A 14203-nucleotide genomic window follows, 5' to 3' on the forward strand; every position below is an offset into this window, starting at 1 on the left:
AGCCTCATGGACAGCCTCAGTGAACTGGTCCGCCTGCTGTCGCCCTCCGGCACGGTCGACCTGCATTGCCGCGTGGCCGGTGCCTGGTCCGCGCACAATGCGCAGGCCGCGCCAGGCCACGTGCCGTATCACGTGATCCTGGACGGGCGCGCGGAAATCCTGTCGGGCAAGGAGGCCTTGCGGGTCTCGGCGGGCGATGTCCTGGTGTTTCCGCACGGGGCCGCGCACACCATCGTCGGCGTCAAGGGCAGGGCCGGGCGCGCAGCGGAATCGCGCCATTTCAATGGGATGGTCACGGAAATCACGGTAGCCGGCGCTGGCGCGCCGCTGGACATCCTGTGCGGCACCTTTGTGCTCGGCAATTCGGCGGACATCCTGCTGCGCTCACTGCCCGAGGTGCTGTGCGTCACGACAGCCCCTCGCGATGCGGACACCACCAGCCACGATTCTGACTGGCTGCGCGGACTCATCGGCATGATGCATGTGGAGGCAGACCGACCCCAGCCGGGCGGCGCGGCCATCATTGCGGACCTGTCCACCGCGCTCTTTACCATCCTGCTGCGCACGCTGGTCGCGCGCGGATCGGTGGCACAGGGACTGCTCGCCCTGATGGCGGATGCCCGCATGGCGAAAGCCGTGGATGCCGTGGTGCGCGCTCCGGAGCAGCCATGGAGCGTGGATCGTCTCGCGGCCATCTGCAACGTCTCGCGCGCGACGCTGGCACGGCGCTTTGCGCAGCTGGGAGGCATCACGCCACTGGAACTGGTCACCACGCTGCGCATGGAGCGCGCCGCGCGGCTGTTGCGACAGGATGAGCTGTCCGCCGCCACCGTGGGCGAGCGATGCGGCTACGCCTCGCAGGCCGCGTTTGGCCGCGTGTTCACGCAGCATTTCGGCGTGGGGCCAGGCGCATACCGGCGCCGGCATCGCGAGAAGCGCAGCGAGGCCCCTGATACCCCATAGCCCGGCGGCATGCCACGCGACTGGCCGAAGCCGGCAAGCCGCGACCGGTGATCGATCCGCGCCGCTTCGGCCTGGACACGGGGCGGAGGCTGCCTATGAACTTGTCGCCGCCGGCACCGCCCGGACCAAGGTCGTGGTCGACGTCCGGCAGGGACGGCGAGATCGCTAGAAAGTCCCGCAAAATGTCTTCTGCCAGTCGCACGGCTAGCTCCCGTTCCCGCGTTGCACCTCGTAGAATGTGCTTATGTCCTGGAGAGCAGCCTTCAGGCTTGTTCTGCTTCGCTGGCCATTGCCAGGCTGAAGCTGGATTGGTCGGAGGGACACGTCGCATCGGTCGGAGACAGGCACACTATCCCGGCAACGAGCAGCGGCGAGGCAGGTGATCCATGCAGATCGGCGCATACCCCTATCAGCCCGTGCCAGAACGGGGCACCTTGAGTTGCTTCCTCGCGGCCCTGTTTATGCACGTGTTGCTCGGCGCACTGCTCTATTACGGCGTGCATTGGCACAGCACGCCGCCGGAAGGGGTGTCTGCCGAACTGTGGGAGCCCATGCCGGAGGCCGTCCCACCCGAGCCGACAGTCACGCCGACGCCGAGCGCGAAGCCGGTAGAAGAAGAAAACGCCGATATCTCGCTACAGGAAAAGCAGCGCAACGCCAGGCGCGCGGCGAGCGACGAAGCGAAAGCGCAACGCGAAAAGCAGGCCCGGGCGGAGGCCGCCCGGAAGGAGGCAGAACGGGAGGCACAGCGCAACGCGATGGATGCACAGCGCCAGGCCAGCAATGCCCGGCACCAAAGCGAACTGGCGCGCTTGCGGGAGCAGGCGGGCGGCGCCACCGCGAATACCGGCACCGGCACCTCCGGGAAGCCTTCATCCGCTTATGCCGAGCGCGTCCGGCAGCGGGTCAAGCCGAACATCATCTTCGATGAGGACATCGCCGGCAATCCCGCAGCCGTGGTGGCCGTCCGCATGGCGCCAGACGGATCGGTACTGTCAATGAGGATTGCCAAGTCGAGCGGCAATGCGGCCTGGGACAACGCCGTCCTGCGGGCGGTGTCGCGCTCCGACCCGCTGCCGCGCGACGAAAACGGCGTCGCGCCGGCCGAGATCAGGATCACCTTCTGGCCAAAGGATCAGGGCAGTTCGTAATCGGCGCCGCCGTGCCAGCTGCGCATCAGCGCGAGCGCCCATCGGCATTCGTGGCACACCATGGCAATTGCGCCCGTCTCCTGAATGGACTATAGTTAGCCGTATGGCTAACTATACCGCCACAGTCAGCGAGGTGTTCCATGCGCTCGCCGATCCCACCCGTTGTGCGATCGTCTGCGCACTGAGCGGTGGTTCGCAGACGGTTTCAACGCTGGCGGCGCCGTTCGACATGGCGCTGCCCTCGTTCATGAAGCACCTGACCGTCCTTGAGCGCAGCGGCCTCGTCCGCTCCCGCAAGCTCGGGCGAACACGCACGTGCGAGCTGGTGCCGGCGACGCTTTCGCAAGCCGAACAATGGATCGCCGAGCAGCGGGCCGTGTGGGAAGCAAGGTCCGACCGCATGGTCGAATTTGTCGAACGACTTCATCAAGAGGAGCAGAGCAATGTCACAAAGCGCAGCCGGGACGGCTGATTCCCGCGACCTCGTCATCTCCCGCGTGCTCCGCGCGCCGCGGGCCGCATTGTGGCGCGCATGGTCGGAGCCGGAGTTGCTCAAGGAGTGGTGGTGCCCCAGGCCCTGGACCACCGAGGTGCGCGCGTTCGATTTGCAACCGGGCGGAGCCTTTCATACCTTCATGCAGGGCCCGGACGGAAACTCCAGCGACAATCCCGGCTGCTTCCTCGATGTTGTGCCGCAATCGCGCCTCGTATTTACGTCGATGCTCACGGCAGGCTGGCGTCCGGCCAAGCCATGGCTCGGCTTCACGGCCGTCATCACCATGGCCGACGAAGGCACGGGCAGCCAGTACATCGCCAGGGTGATGCACCCGGACGATGCCGCGCGTGAACAGCACGAAAAGCTGGGCTTCTTCGATGGCTGGAATACCGTCATCACTCAACTCGACGACTTTGCGTGCACGCTGCGCTGACCAGGATCGATTAAGGAAAAAAGACTATGAAGATCAATGTTGAAGTCACCGTTGCGGCCCCCATCGAAAAAGTGTGGCGCGCCTATACAACGCCGGAAGACATCAAGCAATGGAACGCCGCCTCCGACGACTGGCATACCACCGCCGCCACGGTGGATTTGCGGGCTGGCGGCGCCTTCTCCTCGCGGATGGAGGCAAAGGATGGCAGCATGGGGTTCGACTTTGCAGGAACCTACACGAAGATCGTCGAGAACAAACTGATCGAATACGCCTTCGGTGACCGCAGTGCACAGGTCGAGTTTTCCGACACGCCGCAGGGCGTCGCGGTGCGCGTGAGCTTCGACGCCGAATCGGAATATCCAGTCGAGCAACAGCAACAGGGATGGCAAAGCATCTTGAATAACTTCAAGAAGCATGTCGAAACGCGCTAGCAACTCGCTCGGAGTTGCGAAGGCGATGAAGCTCGAAGCCAGTGGTGCTTCCCGACCCACATTTGCCGTTCGCCGTCTCATCAGGCAAATGGCAGCTTTGGGGGGCGCATCGGTCGTCCGGACCTCGTAACGCCGCACCAGGTCCATGCGCCGGGCTCCGCCCCCTATGCTGACGTGCGCTGACGGCGCGCCCGCCGCTCGTTGGCGTGGTCGCGGATCATGCCGATCAGCGCACGTAGTCCGGCCGGCACGTGGCGGCGGCCCGGGTAGTACAGACAGAGGCCGTCGAGCGGGGCGTCCAATCGTCCAGCACGCGAACCAGCGTGCCAGCTTCCAGATCCGCGGCGACGTTCCATTCGGCCAGGTACGCAAGACCGAGACCGGCACGCGCCGCCGCCAGCATCAGGCCCGGCTCGTCGAGCGTCAGCACGCCTTTGCCGTCAATACGCAAGGTTTCGCCGTGCCGCTCGAACTCCCACTGATATATCGCACCGCTCGGCATGCGTGAACGGATGCAGCGGTGTGCGTTCAGATCGGCCGGCGTACGCGGCGGCTTATGCTGCGCAAAATAGGCCGGACTGCCGACCACGGCGAAGCGCTGCCTGTCACCGAACGGCACCGCGATCATTTCCTGCGGCACCGTTTCGGTCAGACGAATGCCAGCATCGAAGCCTTCGATGACGATATCGATCAGGCGCCCTTCGGTGACCAGATCGAGCTTCATCTCCGGGTAGCGCCGCAGGAATTCGATGAAAAGCGGCATTACCTGCCTGGCCGCACCGGCTGACGCATTGATGCGCAGCGTGCCCGATGGCGTGTCGCGGAAGCTGCCCGCCTGTTCGATCGCGACGCGGATGGTCGAGAGTGCGGGCGCGACGCTGTCGACGAACTGCGCGCCGGCTTCCGACAGCGACGCGCTGCGTGTCGTGCGATTGAAGAGCCGCACGCCGATACGCGCTTCGAGCGCCGCCACCGCATGACTGAGCGCAGACGTCGACATGCCCAGATCGGTCGCGGCCGCGCGAAAGCTTCGATGACGCGCGACGGCCAGCACCGCCTCCAGTTCGTTCAAGCCCGATGTGTTCATTGTCCCAAATTGTTCAACGGTACATGCAAAATTGTACAACTAGTCAGCGCAATGCATCGGGTCTATCTGCAGCAGGAAGTTGCGAGCACGCAGGCAGGCGATCCGCGTGATCCACAGACGACGGTCGGCCCAATGGTCAGCCAGAAGCAGTGGGAACGCGTGCAGCGCTATATACGGATCGGCATCGATTCAGGCGCGCGCCTGATCGCGGGAGGCGAAGGCCGGCCAGATGGCATCGACGCAGGATGGTTCGTGCGTCCGACCGTCTTCAGCGATGTGGCCAACGACATGGCGATTGCCCGCGAAGAGATCTTCGGTCCTGTGCTGTCGATTATCACCTACCGCGATATGGAAGATGCGATCGCTATCGCCAACGACACCAACTACGGCTTGCAGGCGTATGTATTTTCGGCGGATGCGAAGCGTGCGCGCGAGGTCGCGTCGCGGATCGAAGCCGGTCGAGTCCTCGTCAACACGCTCGCGCACGAGCCGGCCGCACCATTCGGCGGCTTCAAGCAATCTGGTATCGGTCGCGAGTACGGCACGTTTGGGCTCGAGGCTTTTCTCGAGCCAAAGGCCGTTCTCACTGTTTCGTGATCGCGAGTACGGCACGTTTGGGCTCGAGGCTTTTCTCGAGCCAAAGGCCGTTCTCACTGTTTCGTGATCGCGCAACCCAAACGCTCGCAAAGCCTTTAGTGTGTTGCATCGACCGGTTGAATCCGCAGGGCGTAGTTGCCATTCGGATGGCTCTGTGCAACTACGGGCCAACGTCTGTGCGCCGTGCAAAGGCGGCGCTTTTCCAGTGGGTGAAAGCCCCACCCGGCAACCGCTCCAGCCGGAAGCAACCGGAGCAGCTATGGAGGTAACGAAGTGGCTGAAGCCTTCGGGTAAGCGAGTCACGAATTGGTGACAGCGCAAGTGTGCAGGCCGTAACGCGAGTGAACGCCGAGCAAATCTCGAAAAGGACGATGCGCAGGCCGACCCGACAGCCATTTCGGGGAAGGCTGATACGACTGGATGGATGAGCGAGGCAGTACCGCCAGTCGCTGCGCCGGGGTAGTGGCGACAGCATGTACACAAGGAAAGCGCACGCAACACGGGAAGCCCCACGGCGTGGCCAGGGATGGCCAACCGGACGCCCGCGAGGGACAGGCCGGGCGCGGTGGGGTGGCGGAGAGGCCCGTAGTACCGGGGAAGCCGGGTAATGCCGGTGGAGGGAAGGGGCCTCAGTTCAAGACAAACGCAAGACGTAGTGAGGGACAGGAGATTGGGCAACCTATCAACTCCGATCAGTGTTCGGAAGCTGCAGATGGCGTTACACGCGAAAGCGAAGGCAGAAGCCGAGTACCGCTTCTATGCCCTATATGACAAGGTCAGCCGCGGCGACATTCTGGCTCACGCCTACGCCCAGTGCCGCTCCAACAAGGGCGCGCCGGGTGTGGATGGTCAGGACTTCGCGGATGTCGAAGCGTACGGGGTTGAGCGGTGGCTTGGCGAACTGGCGCTTGCACTCAGAGAGAAGACTTACCGACCGGACCCTATCAGAAGAGTGTTCATCCCGAAGGCTAACGGCAAGTTCCGGCCTCTGGGCATCTCGACCTTGCGTGATCGGGTCTGCATGACAGCAGCGATGCTGGTGCTCGATCCGATCTTTGAGGCCGACCTTCCACCTGAGCAGTACGCCTATCGCCCGGGCCGCAACGCCCAGCAGGCGGTGGTCGAAGTGGAGGAGCGGCTCCACCGTGGTCATACGGACGTTGTTGACGCCGACCTCGCGGACTACTTTGGCAGCATTCCCCACCCGGAACTGATGCGTTCGCTTGCGCGACGCATCGTCGATCGGCGTGTGCTGCATCTGATCAAGATGTGGTTGGAATGCGCTGTCGAGGAAGCCGATCCGCGCGGACGGAAGAAGCGGACGACGGAGGCCAAGGACGCTGGCCGCGGCATCCCGCAGGGCTCACCCATCTCACCACTACTGTCGAATCTGTATATGCGTCGATTTGTGCTGGCGTGGGAGAAGCTCGGGCTGGAGCACAGCCTTGGTAGTCGGATCGTGACTTACGCTGATGATCTCGTGATCTTGTGCAAACGCGGCAAGGCTGATGAAGCCCTGTCAGCGATGCGAGCGATCATGGGCAAGCTGAAGCTCACGGTCAACGAGGAGAAGACACGAATCTGTCGGGTTCCGGAAGGCGAGTTCGACTTCCTGGGATACACGTTTGTGCGGATTTACTCGGCGAAGACCGGCCAGCCCCGCATGGGGATGCGGCCGTCGAAGAAGAGTATCCGGCGCATGGTGGAGAAGGTCCATGCGCTGACCGCCCTGAAGACGGGATGGCAAGAGACCACGGCGATGGTGGGCAAGTTGAACCGCATGCTGCGCGGCTGGGCTAACTACTTCAAGGTAGGAACGGTCAGTCGCGCATACCGCGCGCTCGACAGCTACGCCGCGACGCGGTTGCGCCGGTGGCTGCGCAACAAGCACAAGGTCAGACGACGCAGGGGCGGAAGCTATCCACTTCCACACCTCTATGGGCACTTCGGGCTCGTACGTCTGAGCGCGCGCGGGGGTGCGGCCTGGCGTGTGTGAAGGCGTGAAGTCTTGTCCGAGAGCCGGATGCGGTAGCTCCGCACGTCCGGTTCGATGAGGGGGATGTGGAAACGGAGCCATGGTCAGGCTACTAGGGCACCGCCAAACGAAAGGGGCGGAAACATCGATGCCTGGACCTACCGTCACCGCGCCACATCTCTACTCTACCGGCGCTGTCCGGCCCGTCTCGGCCATTGGCTTTGACCAGGCTGGACAGCTGCAACGGCCGAGATGCGAGCATCGGCCTTGTGAGGCCCGATGTCGGGTGACTGGCTTACAGCAGTCACACCGAGTGCCCACGGGTACGCTAATTCCTGGCGCCCTGCAAGCTAGTGGAACAGTTCCGTGTACGACAAGATTCCTCGTCCAGTTCCACCCGCTACGAGGATCCTGCCGTCTGACAGCAACGTTGCCGTGTGTTGTTCACGCGCTTGCTCAAGACTGCCAGTCTGGGACCAGCGCCCAGTCGCCGGGTCATACAACTCGCTCGCGAATAAGTCGCTGGGTTCGATACCGCCAGCGACCAGCACGCGCCCGTTGGCCAGTCGCGTGGCGGTATGGAAGTCCCGGGCCTGTCCCAGGCTGCCCGTCTGTGACCATGTCCCCGTCGCCGGATCGTAGATTTCGGCCGAGGCAAGTGCGCGCGTGCCATCGAATCCCCCGACTGCGAGCGCACGGCCGTCGGCGAGTTGTGCTGCGGCATACGCGTTGCGAGCCTGGCTCATGCTGCCAGTCGGGGACCAGGTTCCCGTGGATGGGTCGTACAGTTCGGCGGAAGCCAGCGCCGCGTCGCCGGAATCTTCTCCACCAGCCACCAGGACCCTGCCGTCCGGCAGTAGCGTGGCGGTGTGTTGCTTGCGCCCTTGGTCGAGGCTGCCGGTCGGCGACCAGGTGCCCGTGGCCGGATCATAGAGTTCGGCGGAAGCTAGTGCGCCCTGGCTGCTGCCCTGGCCCTCGCCGCCAGCCACCAGCACGCGGCCATCGCGTAGCAGTGTGGCAGTGTGGCTGTCGCGCTGCTGGCCCAGGCTGCCGGTCTGCGACCAGCGACCCGCGGCCGGGTCAAATAACTCCGCCGAAGCCAGCGCATTGCCGCCCCCCGTGCCGAATCCTCCCGCCACCAGTACGCGGCCGTCGGCCAGGAGCGTGGCCGAGTGCGCTTGCCGGTTACGCCCAAGGCTTCCGGTCCGCGTCCAGCCGTTCGTGGACGGGTCAAACAGCTCGGCAGAGGACAGTGCCTGCTTGCGGTTTCCCCCCGCCACCAGGACTCGTCCATCGCCCAGCAGCGTGGCCGTGTGCCGGAAGCGCCCCTGATTCATCGCGTCGGCCGGCAGCCACTCACCGGCCTGGGCGGTGGCTACCGTGATGGTCAACTGCGCGGTAGTACTGCCGGCGCTATTGCTGGCGGTAATGGTGAACGTCGTCTGGGGTAGCGCTGCGGTGGGCGTGCCGCTAATCACCCCGGTCTGGGTGTTGAGGCTTAGTCCTGCCGGCAGCGCAGGAAAGTTCGAGAACTGGGTGGCTTCGCCCCCTGAGAACACGGGCTCGTTGTACACGATCGGCACCCCGATGATGTATTCAGGCAGCGCGTCCGAATAGATGAGGCCAGCCGGCGGCACGACCTGCGCCCGAACTTCGATCGTGAGCTGGATTTGGCTGCTGTCCACGCTGTTGGCACCCGTCACCGTATAGACGGCCGGTGCTGTGACTGCGGCAGGCGTGCCGGTGATGATGCCGGTCTGTGGGTCCAGGGCAAGGCCCGCAGGCAGCGCTGGCGACACGCTGTATTGCGTGATCTCTCCGCCCGTGCTGATCGGCGTGTTGGGTGTGATCGGGACCGTGGTCACATAGATGACCGACTTGTCCAGATAGTCGAGGCCGTCTGGCGCGATGGGAGTGTCCTTGACCTCGATTTCGACCCGGGTGGTGGTGGTGCCGGCGTCGTTGCTGGCCGTGATCGTGTAGATCGTGGCATGGCTGAGCCCGGTTGGCGTGCCGCGGATCGTGCAGTTCTGCGGATCGAGGCTAAGGCCTGGCGGGAGTGGGGGTGACACCGAGCATTGCAAGATGGCACCCCCGCTATTGCTTGCAGTCTCCGGGACAATGGTGACGCCTACCGCATAGATCGGCGATTCGTCGCGCACGACCAGACCGGCCGGAGGCGCCAAGGCAGTACCGTTGCCACCATTGCCGCATCCTGCCATGGTGAGTGCCAGGGGCAGGAGCAGGAGCAGAGTTGCCAGCCAGCGCCGTATCGCCATTCACGACTCCACCCGGTTCGTGGTGATGCGACTAGGATAGGTCACGGATATGCACGATTGCCAACCTTTGTACTCGCGCTCGCGGGAGGAGTACGTCAAGTCGATACAGGCCAGCAGGCGGTCGCCTCGGGGTGTCGCGCGCCAGCATTAACGGCCGGCCTTGAATGCCTTGAGCGCTTGCTCCCGCGCGGCGTGCCGCTCCTGCAGCAGGCGGTAGGCGGTGTAGTACTTGAAGATGTTGCGGACATAGGTGGTGGTTTCGATGCCGATCTCTTCGGCCACGACGATCTCCACGTTATTGAACCACTTGTCGGGATTCAGGCCGCGCTCTTGCGCTTCGGTGCGCATTTTCGCGATGTTGCCCGGGCCAGCGTTGTAGCTCGCGAAGGCAAATAGCGGCCGGTCGGCATCGGAGAAGTGCGCGCCTGGGAAATACCGCGTCATCAGCAAGTCCATGTACTTGGCGCCGGCATGAATGTTGTGCGTCGTGACGCGAATATCGCCGACATTGAGCTCCTTGCCGGTAGCGGGCATGATCTGCATGATGCCAATAGCGCCCACATGGCTGCGGGCGTTCTGGTTCAGCCGTGACTCCTGGAAGCCCTGCGCGGCGAGCATCAGCGGGTCAAAATGATAGTCCTTGCCGTACAGCTCGAAGATGCGCAGGGTCTGTTCAAATCGCTTGTATTCGGCGCGCTTTGTATTGTTGGTAATCTGATTGATGCGACGCATATACTGCTTGAGCCGGTATTCCGCGATGCCGAGCTTCTTCATGTAATTGACATCGAAATCATCGAGCGCCTGGCGAAGCAATGGGCTGTTCTTCCGGAAGGCCCATCCTGTGTAGCCTTCATTGCGCACCACCAGGTCGTAACGCACCCTGACATGAGGCAGGATCTGTGCCCACATCTTTGCTTTCCAATCGTCTACCACCACGATGGACAACAGGCCGGCATTAACCATTTCCATCGCGTCCTCGTCCTCCACCTCGTCCGGTAGCAGCACCAGATTTACAGGCGCCTTGCCCGTGCGGCGCAGGCTGCTATTGAGTGCGATCAGGCTTTCGTAATAACTGCTGGACTTGCGCACGTGTACCGTCTTGCCGGCGAGATCATTCAGGTGCTTCAGGGCTGGCGCCCTGAGTCCGGTCACCACCACCTCGCGCACCGGCTTCTGGTGACGCGGGGCGGCAAAGTCGACCAATCTCCGCCGCTCCTCCGTTTCTGTCAGGTTGCCCGCCGCAATGTCACCCAGGCCGGCCTCCACGTCCGGAAGGAGGCGGTCACGCGTGGTGGGAATGATGTAGATGGTCAGCGGCCGGTTGCCAAGGCGCTTGGCGTAGGTCCTGTTCAGGTACCGCTCAAGATCGCGCACCAGCTCCGCGGTCAGTCCGCGCTCATGACCCTGGTCGTTGAAGTAAAGGGTGCGGCTGTACGGTACCAACACACGGATGGTGCGACGCTCGAGCATCGCGTCGAAGTCCCCTTTCGACGGCTTGTTAACGAGTTTGAGCTGCCGCCTGGTTGTCTCGTCGGCCGCGCGGGGACGCGGGGCGGCAGAACTTGCCGTAGCCGAGGCGGAGGCAGGCTTTTGCTGCGCCACAGCAACCGGCGCCCAGGACCCTAGCGCCCCAAGCAGGGCAACCAGGACAAAGCCTGCCAGGGAAGTGGGCAGCCAATGGACTCGCATGAGTGGCACCCGCATAGTCAAATGCCGCGTGTGCTTATTTAGTCTAGTCACGGCCGGCGGTCCCACAAGGCCGTGCCAGGCGGCGTTGCGCCGGGATCGGCAACAATATCGGTGAGCCGGAAATCCAGCCCTGCGCTTCCAATGCAGCCGCGAGATGCCACCCCATGGCGCTGGCGGTGCCGGTCGGAAGCACGGGCTGGTTGGTGGATCCGCCCTGCGGGCGGACAATGTCGTGATCGAGTTTGTGAACGCTATCCAATGATTGCAAGAGGAGGGCTAAATGGCTAACTTCATAAAGCCGCGCGCCATCGGCTTCAACCACGTAGCGCTGGAAGTCGGCGATATCGAGGAAGCGCTGGCATTCTATGGCCGCATCTTCGACTTCCAATTGCGAGGCAAGAGCAAGACGATGGCCTTCATCGATCTTGGTGACCAATTCATCGCGTTGCAGGCGGGACGCAAACAGCCCGCCGATGACGGCCGGCATATCGGCCTCGTCGTCGATGACAAGGAGGCGGCGCGCGCCGCCCTCAAGGCGGCGGGGGTCAAGCCGATCGGCGGTCCGTTTCTGGATTTCCGTGACCCCTGGGGCAATCGCATCGAGATCGTGGGCTATGACAATATCCAGTTCACCAAGGCTCCGAACGTTCTGCGCGGCATGGGCCTCACGCATTTGACCAAGAACGAGAACGCGAAAAAGGAGCTGGCGGAAAAAGGGATGGCGGCGAGCTAGAGTCCCTCGTGTGGAGTTCTGAGCTCAATCGTCGGGTGTGGTGCCAGCAGAGTGTCCCTTCGCGGCGGCACGCCCGGACAATAGGCAGCTATTCAACCTGGCAATCGACAGCAAGGTCCGAGCGTGCGATCTGACTCTGCTTTTGCGGCCGCCCTGGGGCTTCGGGGTAGTCACCGCAGTCCGAGATGCGACCAGTTCGCCTCTCAGATTGAACCTTTGTGCTGCTGTCGGATCACCGCAAACGGACGCAGAAGGGACACACTCTGGCTGATGACCAAGGGAGGCGTTGGGTCGCAGGGTGCGTAAGTTCGCGGTGGCGCAGAACGGTCAAAACCGCAGCCGCAATCGATCAACGTTCAATCTGCACGCGCATCGACCGCGCGTCTGGCAAACCCAAGGCTTCCGCCGCAGCGTAAGAGAGATCGATAATCCGGCCGTTGACGTATGGCCCGCGATCGTTGATGCGAACGACAACCGACTTTCCGGTAGCCAACGATCTGACGCGCACATAGCTGCCGAGTGGTAATGTTCGATGGGCGGCAGTCAAGGCGCCGCCATCGTAGCGTTCTCCGTTTGCGGTCAGTCGCCCCTGGAACGTTGCCGAATACCATGACGCCTCGCCGGATTGCAACATCTCGTGCTCGTGCCGAGGGCGACAGGAATCAGCCCTGCACGCAGCATGCCTGGACGGAATCTGTCCGCAAGCAGTGAACAAAGCGCAGGTTCCCAAGACTCCCAAATAGCGAAGTGATAGCACCATAGACCACCCGTCAGTGATTGAGACGTGGTTCTAACGGTCTGGCGGCGTGACCGGGTTACGTAACACCTTGACAATATTTTAGGTGACAAGCGACGCCCCTGAAGGTCCGGCTGATACTGGCCGGCCGCAAGCAGAGGTCGGCCAGGACGGTGGTCACCTTCTTCCAGAGCAAGTATTCGACGATTGACTCGGCTAGTCAGCCCGCCGCCACTGACCTGATTCGTGGCGCACGTTGACCCTCTTTCCATTCAGCCACACTTGCTCTTCATTCATCAGCCTTGCGGTCGAAGGGTCAATGTCGAAGTCGACTTTGAGCGCTTGTTCGACATTGGCATCCTCGATGGGAAGCTCCCAGGTCAGAAACTGCTGCGTGCAATCCTGGTCGGCCGGGAAGTCGGTCACATCAAAACCGTCGCTGCCGCGTCGAATCACCCCATGAGGCTGGCAGGTATCGAATATCAACACCGTTCCCCGGCTCAGGGGGATTCGAAGACCCAACGACGGAAAATGCACGTCCAGCCCCTTGTCCTCGCTCAGGAAGAGATTGCAGAAGGCCACACCGCCATATTGCTCTCCGTCATGGTGATACCTCGCGCCACGGCAAGCCATGAGAGCGACGTCGCTCGCGGCAAGCGCTCCGGATAGTCCAGGCGTGCTCATCCAATCGGACACTGCCCGTACGCAGCGCGAGTAGTCCGGCCAGCGAGCTCGTGCCCGTGCCAGAGGCATAACCTCGACGTCTCCGGGCTCCAGGGTCATGCGCGACGATATCTCCCTAGTCCAATCCGCAAGCAGACGCGCTGGCGGCTCGGGGATATCGACCGAGCCTGACAGCACGATGTCACTCACGCTTCGGCTGCGGATGGCGTCGCCACTCCAGAAATAGGAGGTGAGGCGTGTTCGGGCCGGAGATGGTTGGGGGCTTTGGCTCATAGCCAGTAGTGTAATGTGGCCGCCTCGGTCGCTTTGCCGCCCGCGCTGCACACTGCCCGCATCAGCCCACTTGGCCGGTTCCCGCCTACCGCACACGGATCATCGATAGAATCCTTCTCTTTCGAGATGGAATCGGTGCATATCCTGCACCTTCGCCCGTTACCCCGGGAATCGCCTCTCCCTCACATCCGGTCATGACCCGCATCATCCGCTTCGCGCTCCACTGCCTGGCAGGCGCGGCCCTTACGTTCCTGGGCACCGCGCATGCCACCGACATCGATTGCGAACCCTCCGCCACGCTCGCAAAGCCCAGCCAGGCACACCGCCTGATCTGCGAGTCCGCGCTGTTTTCCATGGGTTACCAACGCATCTATGCCGACCAGCAGCGGCTGCTCAAGGCGGGATCCATTACCGAAGCAGATATTGCAGCGTTCCGGAAGAAGCGGGACAGCTGCGAATCCGCCTCCTGTCTGGACACCGTCTTCCGCGAATGGAAAACGTTCGCGGCCCAGCTCCGCCACAAGCAGTAGTTGCGAACGACCGCAAACCGGCGGTTCGACGCGCGATTGCCTTTCGTACTAGTGTAGCGTTCTGTTCTTGATGGAACGTATATGGATTCGACGACTCCAATGCGCTACTGCGAAACAGCGTGGAGAGAGCGAGTGCGAGTTGCCCC

The 14203-nt window shown here is 62.9% G+C and carries 13 protein-coding genes and 2 pseudogenes; 9 read left to right on the forward strand and 6 right to left on the reverse strand.

Translation table 11 applies throughout. The annotated features are described in order from the left end of the window. Positions 1-6 precede the first annotated feature (6 nt). The 5 genes from RM96_RS19865 (at position 7) to RM96_RS19885 (ending at position 3474) form a co-directional block, all read left to right on the forward strand. Entirely contained in the window at positions 7-963 is a 957-nt protein-coding gene (locus RM96_RS19865) for an AraC family transcriptional regulator (protein ID WP_039013114.1), read from the forward strand. A 386-nt stretch (positions 964-1349) separates the two neighbouring features. Then, the gene (gene tolA, locus RM96_RS19870; RefSeq protein WP_039013072.1) at positions 1350-2114 is read left to right on the forward strand and encodes a cell envelope integrity protein TolA; all 765 of its coding nucleotides are present in this window, start codon (positions 1350-1352) and stop codon (positions 2112-2114) included. Positions 2115-2217: 103 nt separating this feature from the next. After that, a complete protein-coding gene (locus tag RM96_RS19875) occupies positions 2218-2586 on the forward strand; it encodes an ArsR/SmtB family transcription factor (RefSeq protein ID WP_039013074.1) in 369 nt (122 codons plus the stop codon). After that, on the forward strand, positions 2558-3043 hold the full coding sequence (locus RM96_RS19880) for an SRPBCC family protein (protein WP_039013076.1): 486 nt from the start codon (positions 2558-2560) through the stop codon (positions 3041-3043). Before RM96_RS19875 ends, RM96_RS19880 begins: the two co-directional genes overlap by 29 nt. Before the next feature lie 26 nt (positions 3044-3069). After that, on the forward strand, positions 3070-3474 hold the full coding sequence (locus RM96_RS19885; RefSeq protein WP_039013078.1) for an SRPBCC family protein: 405 nt from the start codon (positions 3070-3072) through the stop codon (positions 3472-3474). Positions 3475-3638: 164 nt separating this feature from the next. On the opposite strand, the pseudogene RM96_RS19890 reads toward RM96_RS19885, so the two are convergent. Continuing rightward, positions 3639-4561: pseudogene (locus RM96_RS19890) on the reverse strand (LysR family transcriptional regulator). Between the two features lie 69 nt (positions 4562-4630). On the opposite strand from RM96_RS19890, the pseudogene RM96_RS19895 reads away from it, so the two are divergent. Together RM96_RS19895 and ltrA are read left to right on the forward strand one after the other, a co-directional pair. Beyond that, a pseudogene (locus RM96_RS19895) lies at positions 4631-5158 on the forward strand (aldehyde dehydrogenase family protein); the annotation flags it as partial. Between the two features lie 712 nt (positions 5159-5870). Further along, positions 5871-7154, forward strand: coding sequence for a group II intron reverse transcriptase/maturase (ltrA, locus tag RM96_RS19900; protein ID WP_039013080.1), 1284 nt, complete (start codon positions 5871-5873; stop codon positions 7152-7154). Positions 7155-7483: 329 nt separating this feature from the next. Here ltrA and RM96_RS19905 read toward each other — a convergent pair whose 3' ends face one another. The 3 genes from RM96_RS19905 to RM96_RS40055 form a co-directional block, all read right to left on the reverse strand. Continuing rightward, positions 7484-9412, reverse strand: coding sequence for a kelch repeat-containing protein (locus tag RM96_RS19905; protein WP_039013081.1), 1929 nt, complete (start codon positions 9410-9412; stop codon positions 7484-7486). A 147-nt stretch (positions 9413-9559) separates the two neighbouring features. After that, complete coding sequence (locus RM96_RS19910; RefSeq protein ID WP_039013116.1) at positions 9560-11101, reverse strand: transglycosylase SLT domain-containing protein; 1542 nt, start codon at positions 11099-11101, stop codon at positions 9560-9562. A 43-nt stretch (positions 11102-11144) separates the two neighbouring features. Beyond that, positions 11145-11537, reverse strand: coding sequence for a hypothetical protein (locus RM96_RS40055; RefSeq protein WP_238587331.1), 393 nt, complete (start codon positions 11535-11537; stop codon positions 11145-11147). Here RM96_RS40055 and RM96_RS19915 point away from each other — a divergent pair. Then, the gene (locus tag RM96_RS19915) at positions 11457-11834 is read left to right on the forward strand and encodes a VOC family protein (RefSeq protein WP_238587330.1); all 378 of its coding nucleotides are present in this window, start codon (positions 11457-11459) and stop codon (positions 11832-11834) included. The genes RM96_RS40055 and RM96_RS19915 overlap by 81 nt on opposite strands. Positions 11835-12183: 349 nt before the next feature. Here RM96_RS19915 and RM96_RS37280 read toward each other — a convergent pair whose 3' ends face one another. Together RM96_RS37280 and RM96_RS19925 are read right to left on the reverse strand one after the other, a co-directional pair. Then, positions 12184-12468 (reverse strand): septal ring lytic transglycosylase RlpA family protein, encoded by a 285-nt coding sequence (locus tag RM96_RS37280; RefSeq protein ID WP_039013084.1) that lies wholly within the window; start codon positions 12466-12468, stop codon positions 12184-12186. A gap of 318 nt (positions 12469-12786) precedes the next feature. Then, positions 12787-13527 (reverse strand): hypothetical protein, encoded by a 741-nt coding sequence (locus tag RM96_RS19925; protein ID WP_039013085.1) that lies wholly within the window; start codon positions 13525-13527, stop codon positions 12787-12789. A 194-nt stretch (positions 13528-13721) separates the two neighbouring features. Between RM96_RS19925 and RM96_RS19930 the strand changes: the two genes are divergently transcribed. Further along, positions 13722-14057, forward strand: a complete 336-nt coding sequence (locus RM96_RS19930; RefSeq protein WP_039013087.1) for a hypothetical protein — start codon at positions 13722-13724, stop codon at positions 14055-14057. Positions 14058-14203 lie beyond the last annotated feature (146 nt).

This window comes from Cupriavidus sp. IDO (genome assembly GCF_000812465.1).
Lineage (GTDB): Bacteria > Pseudomonadota > Gammaproteobacteria > Burkholderiales > Burkholderiaceae > Cupriavidus.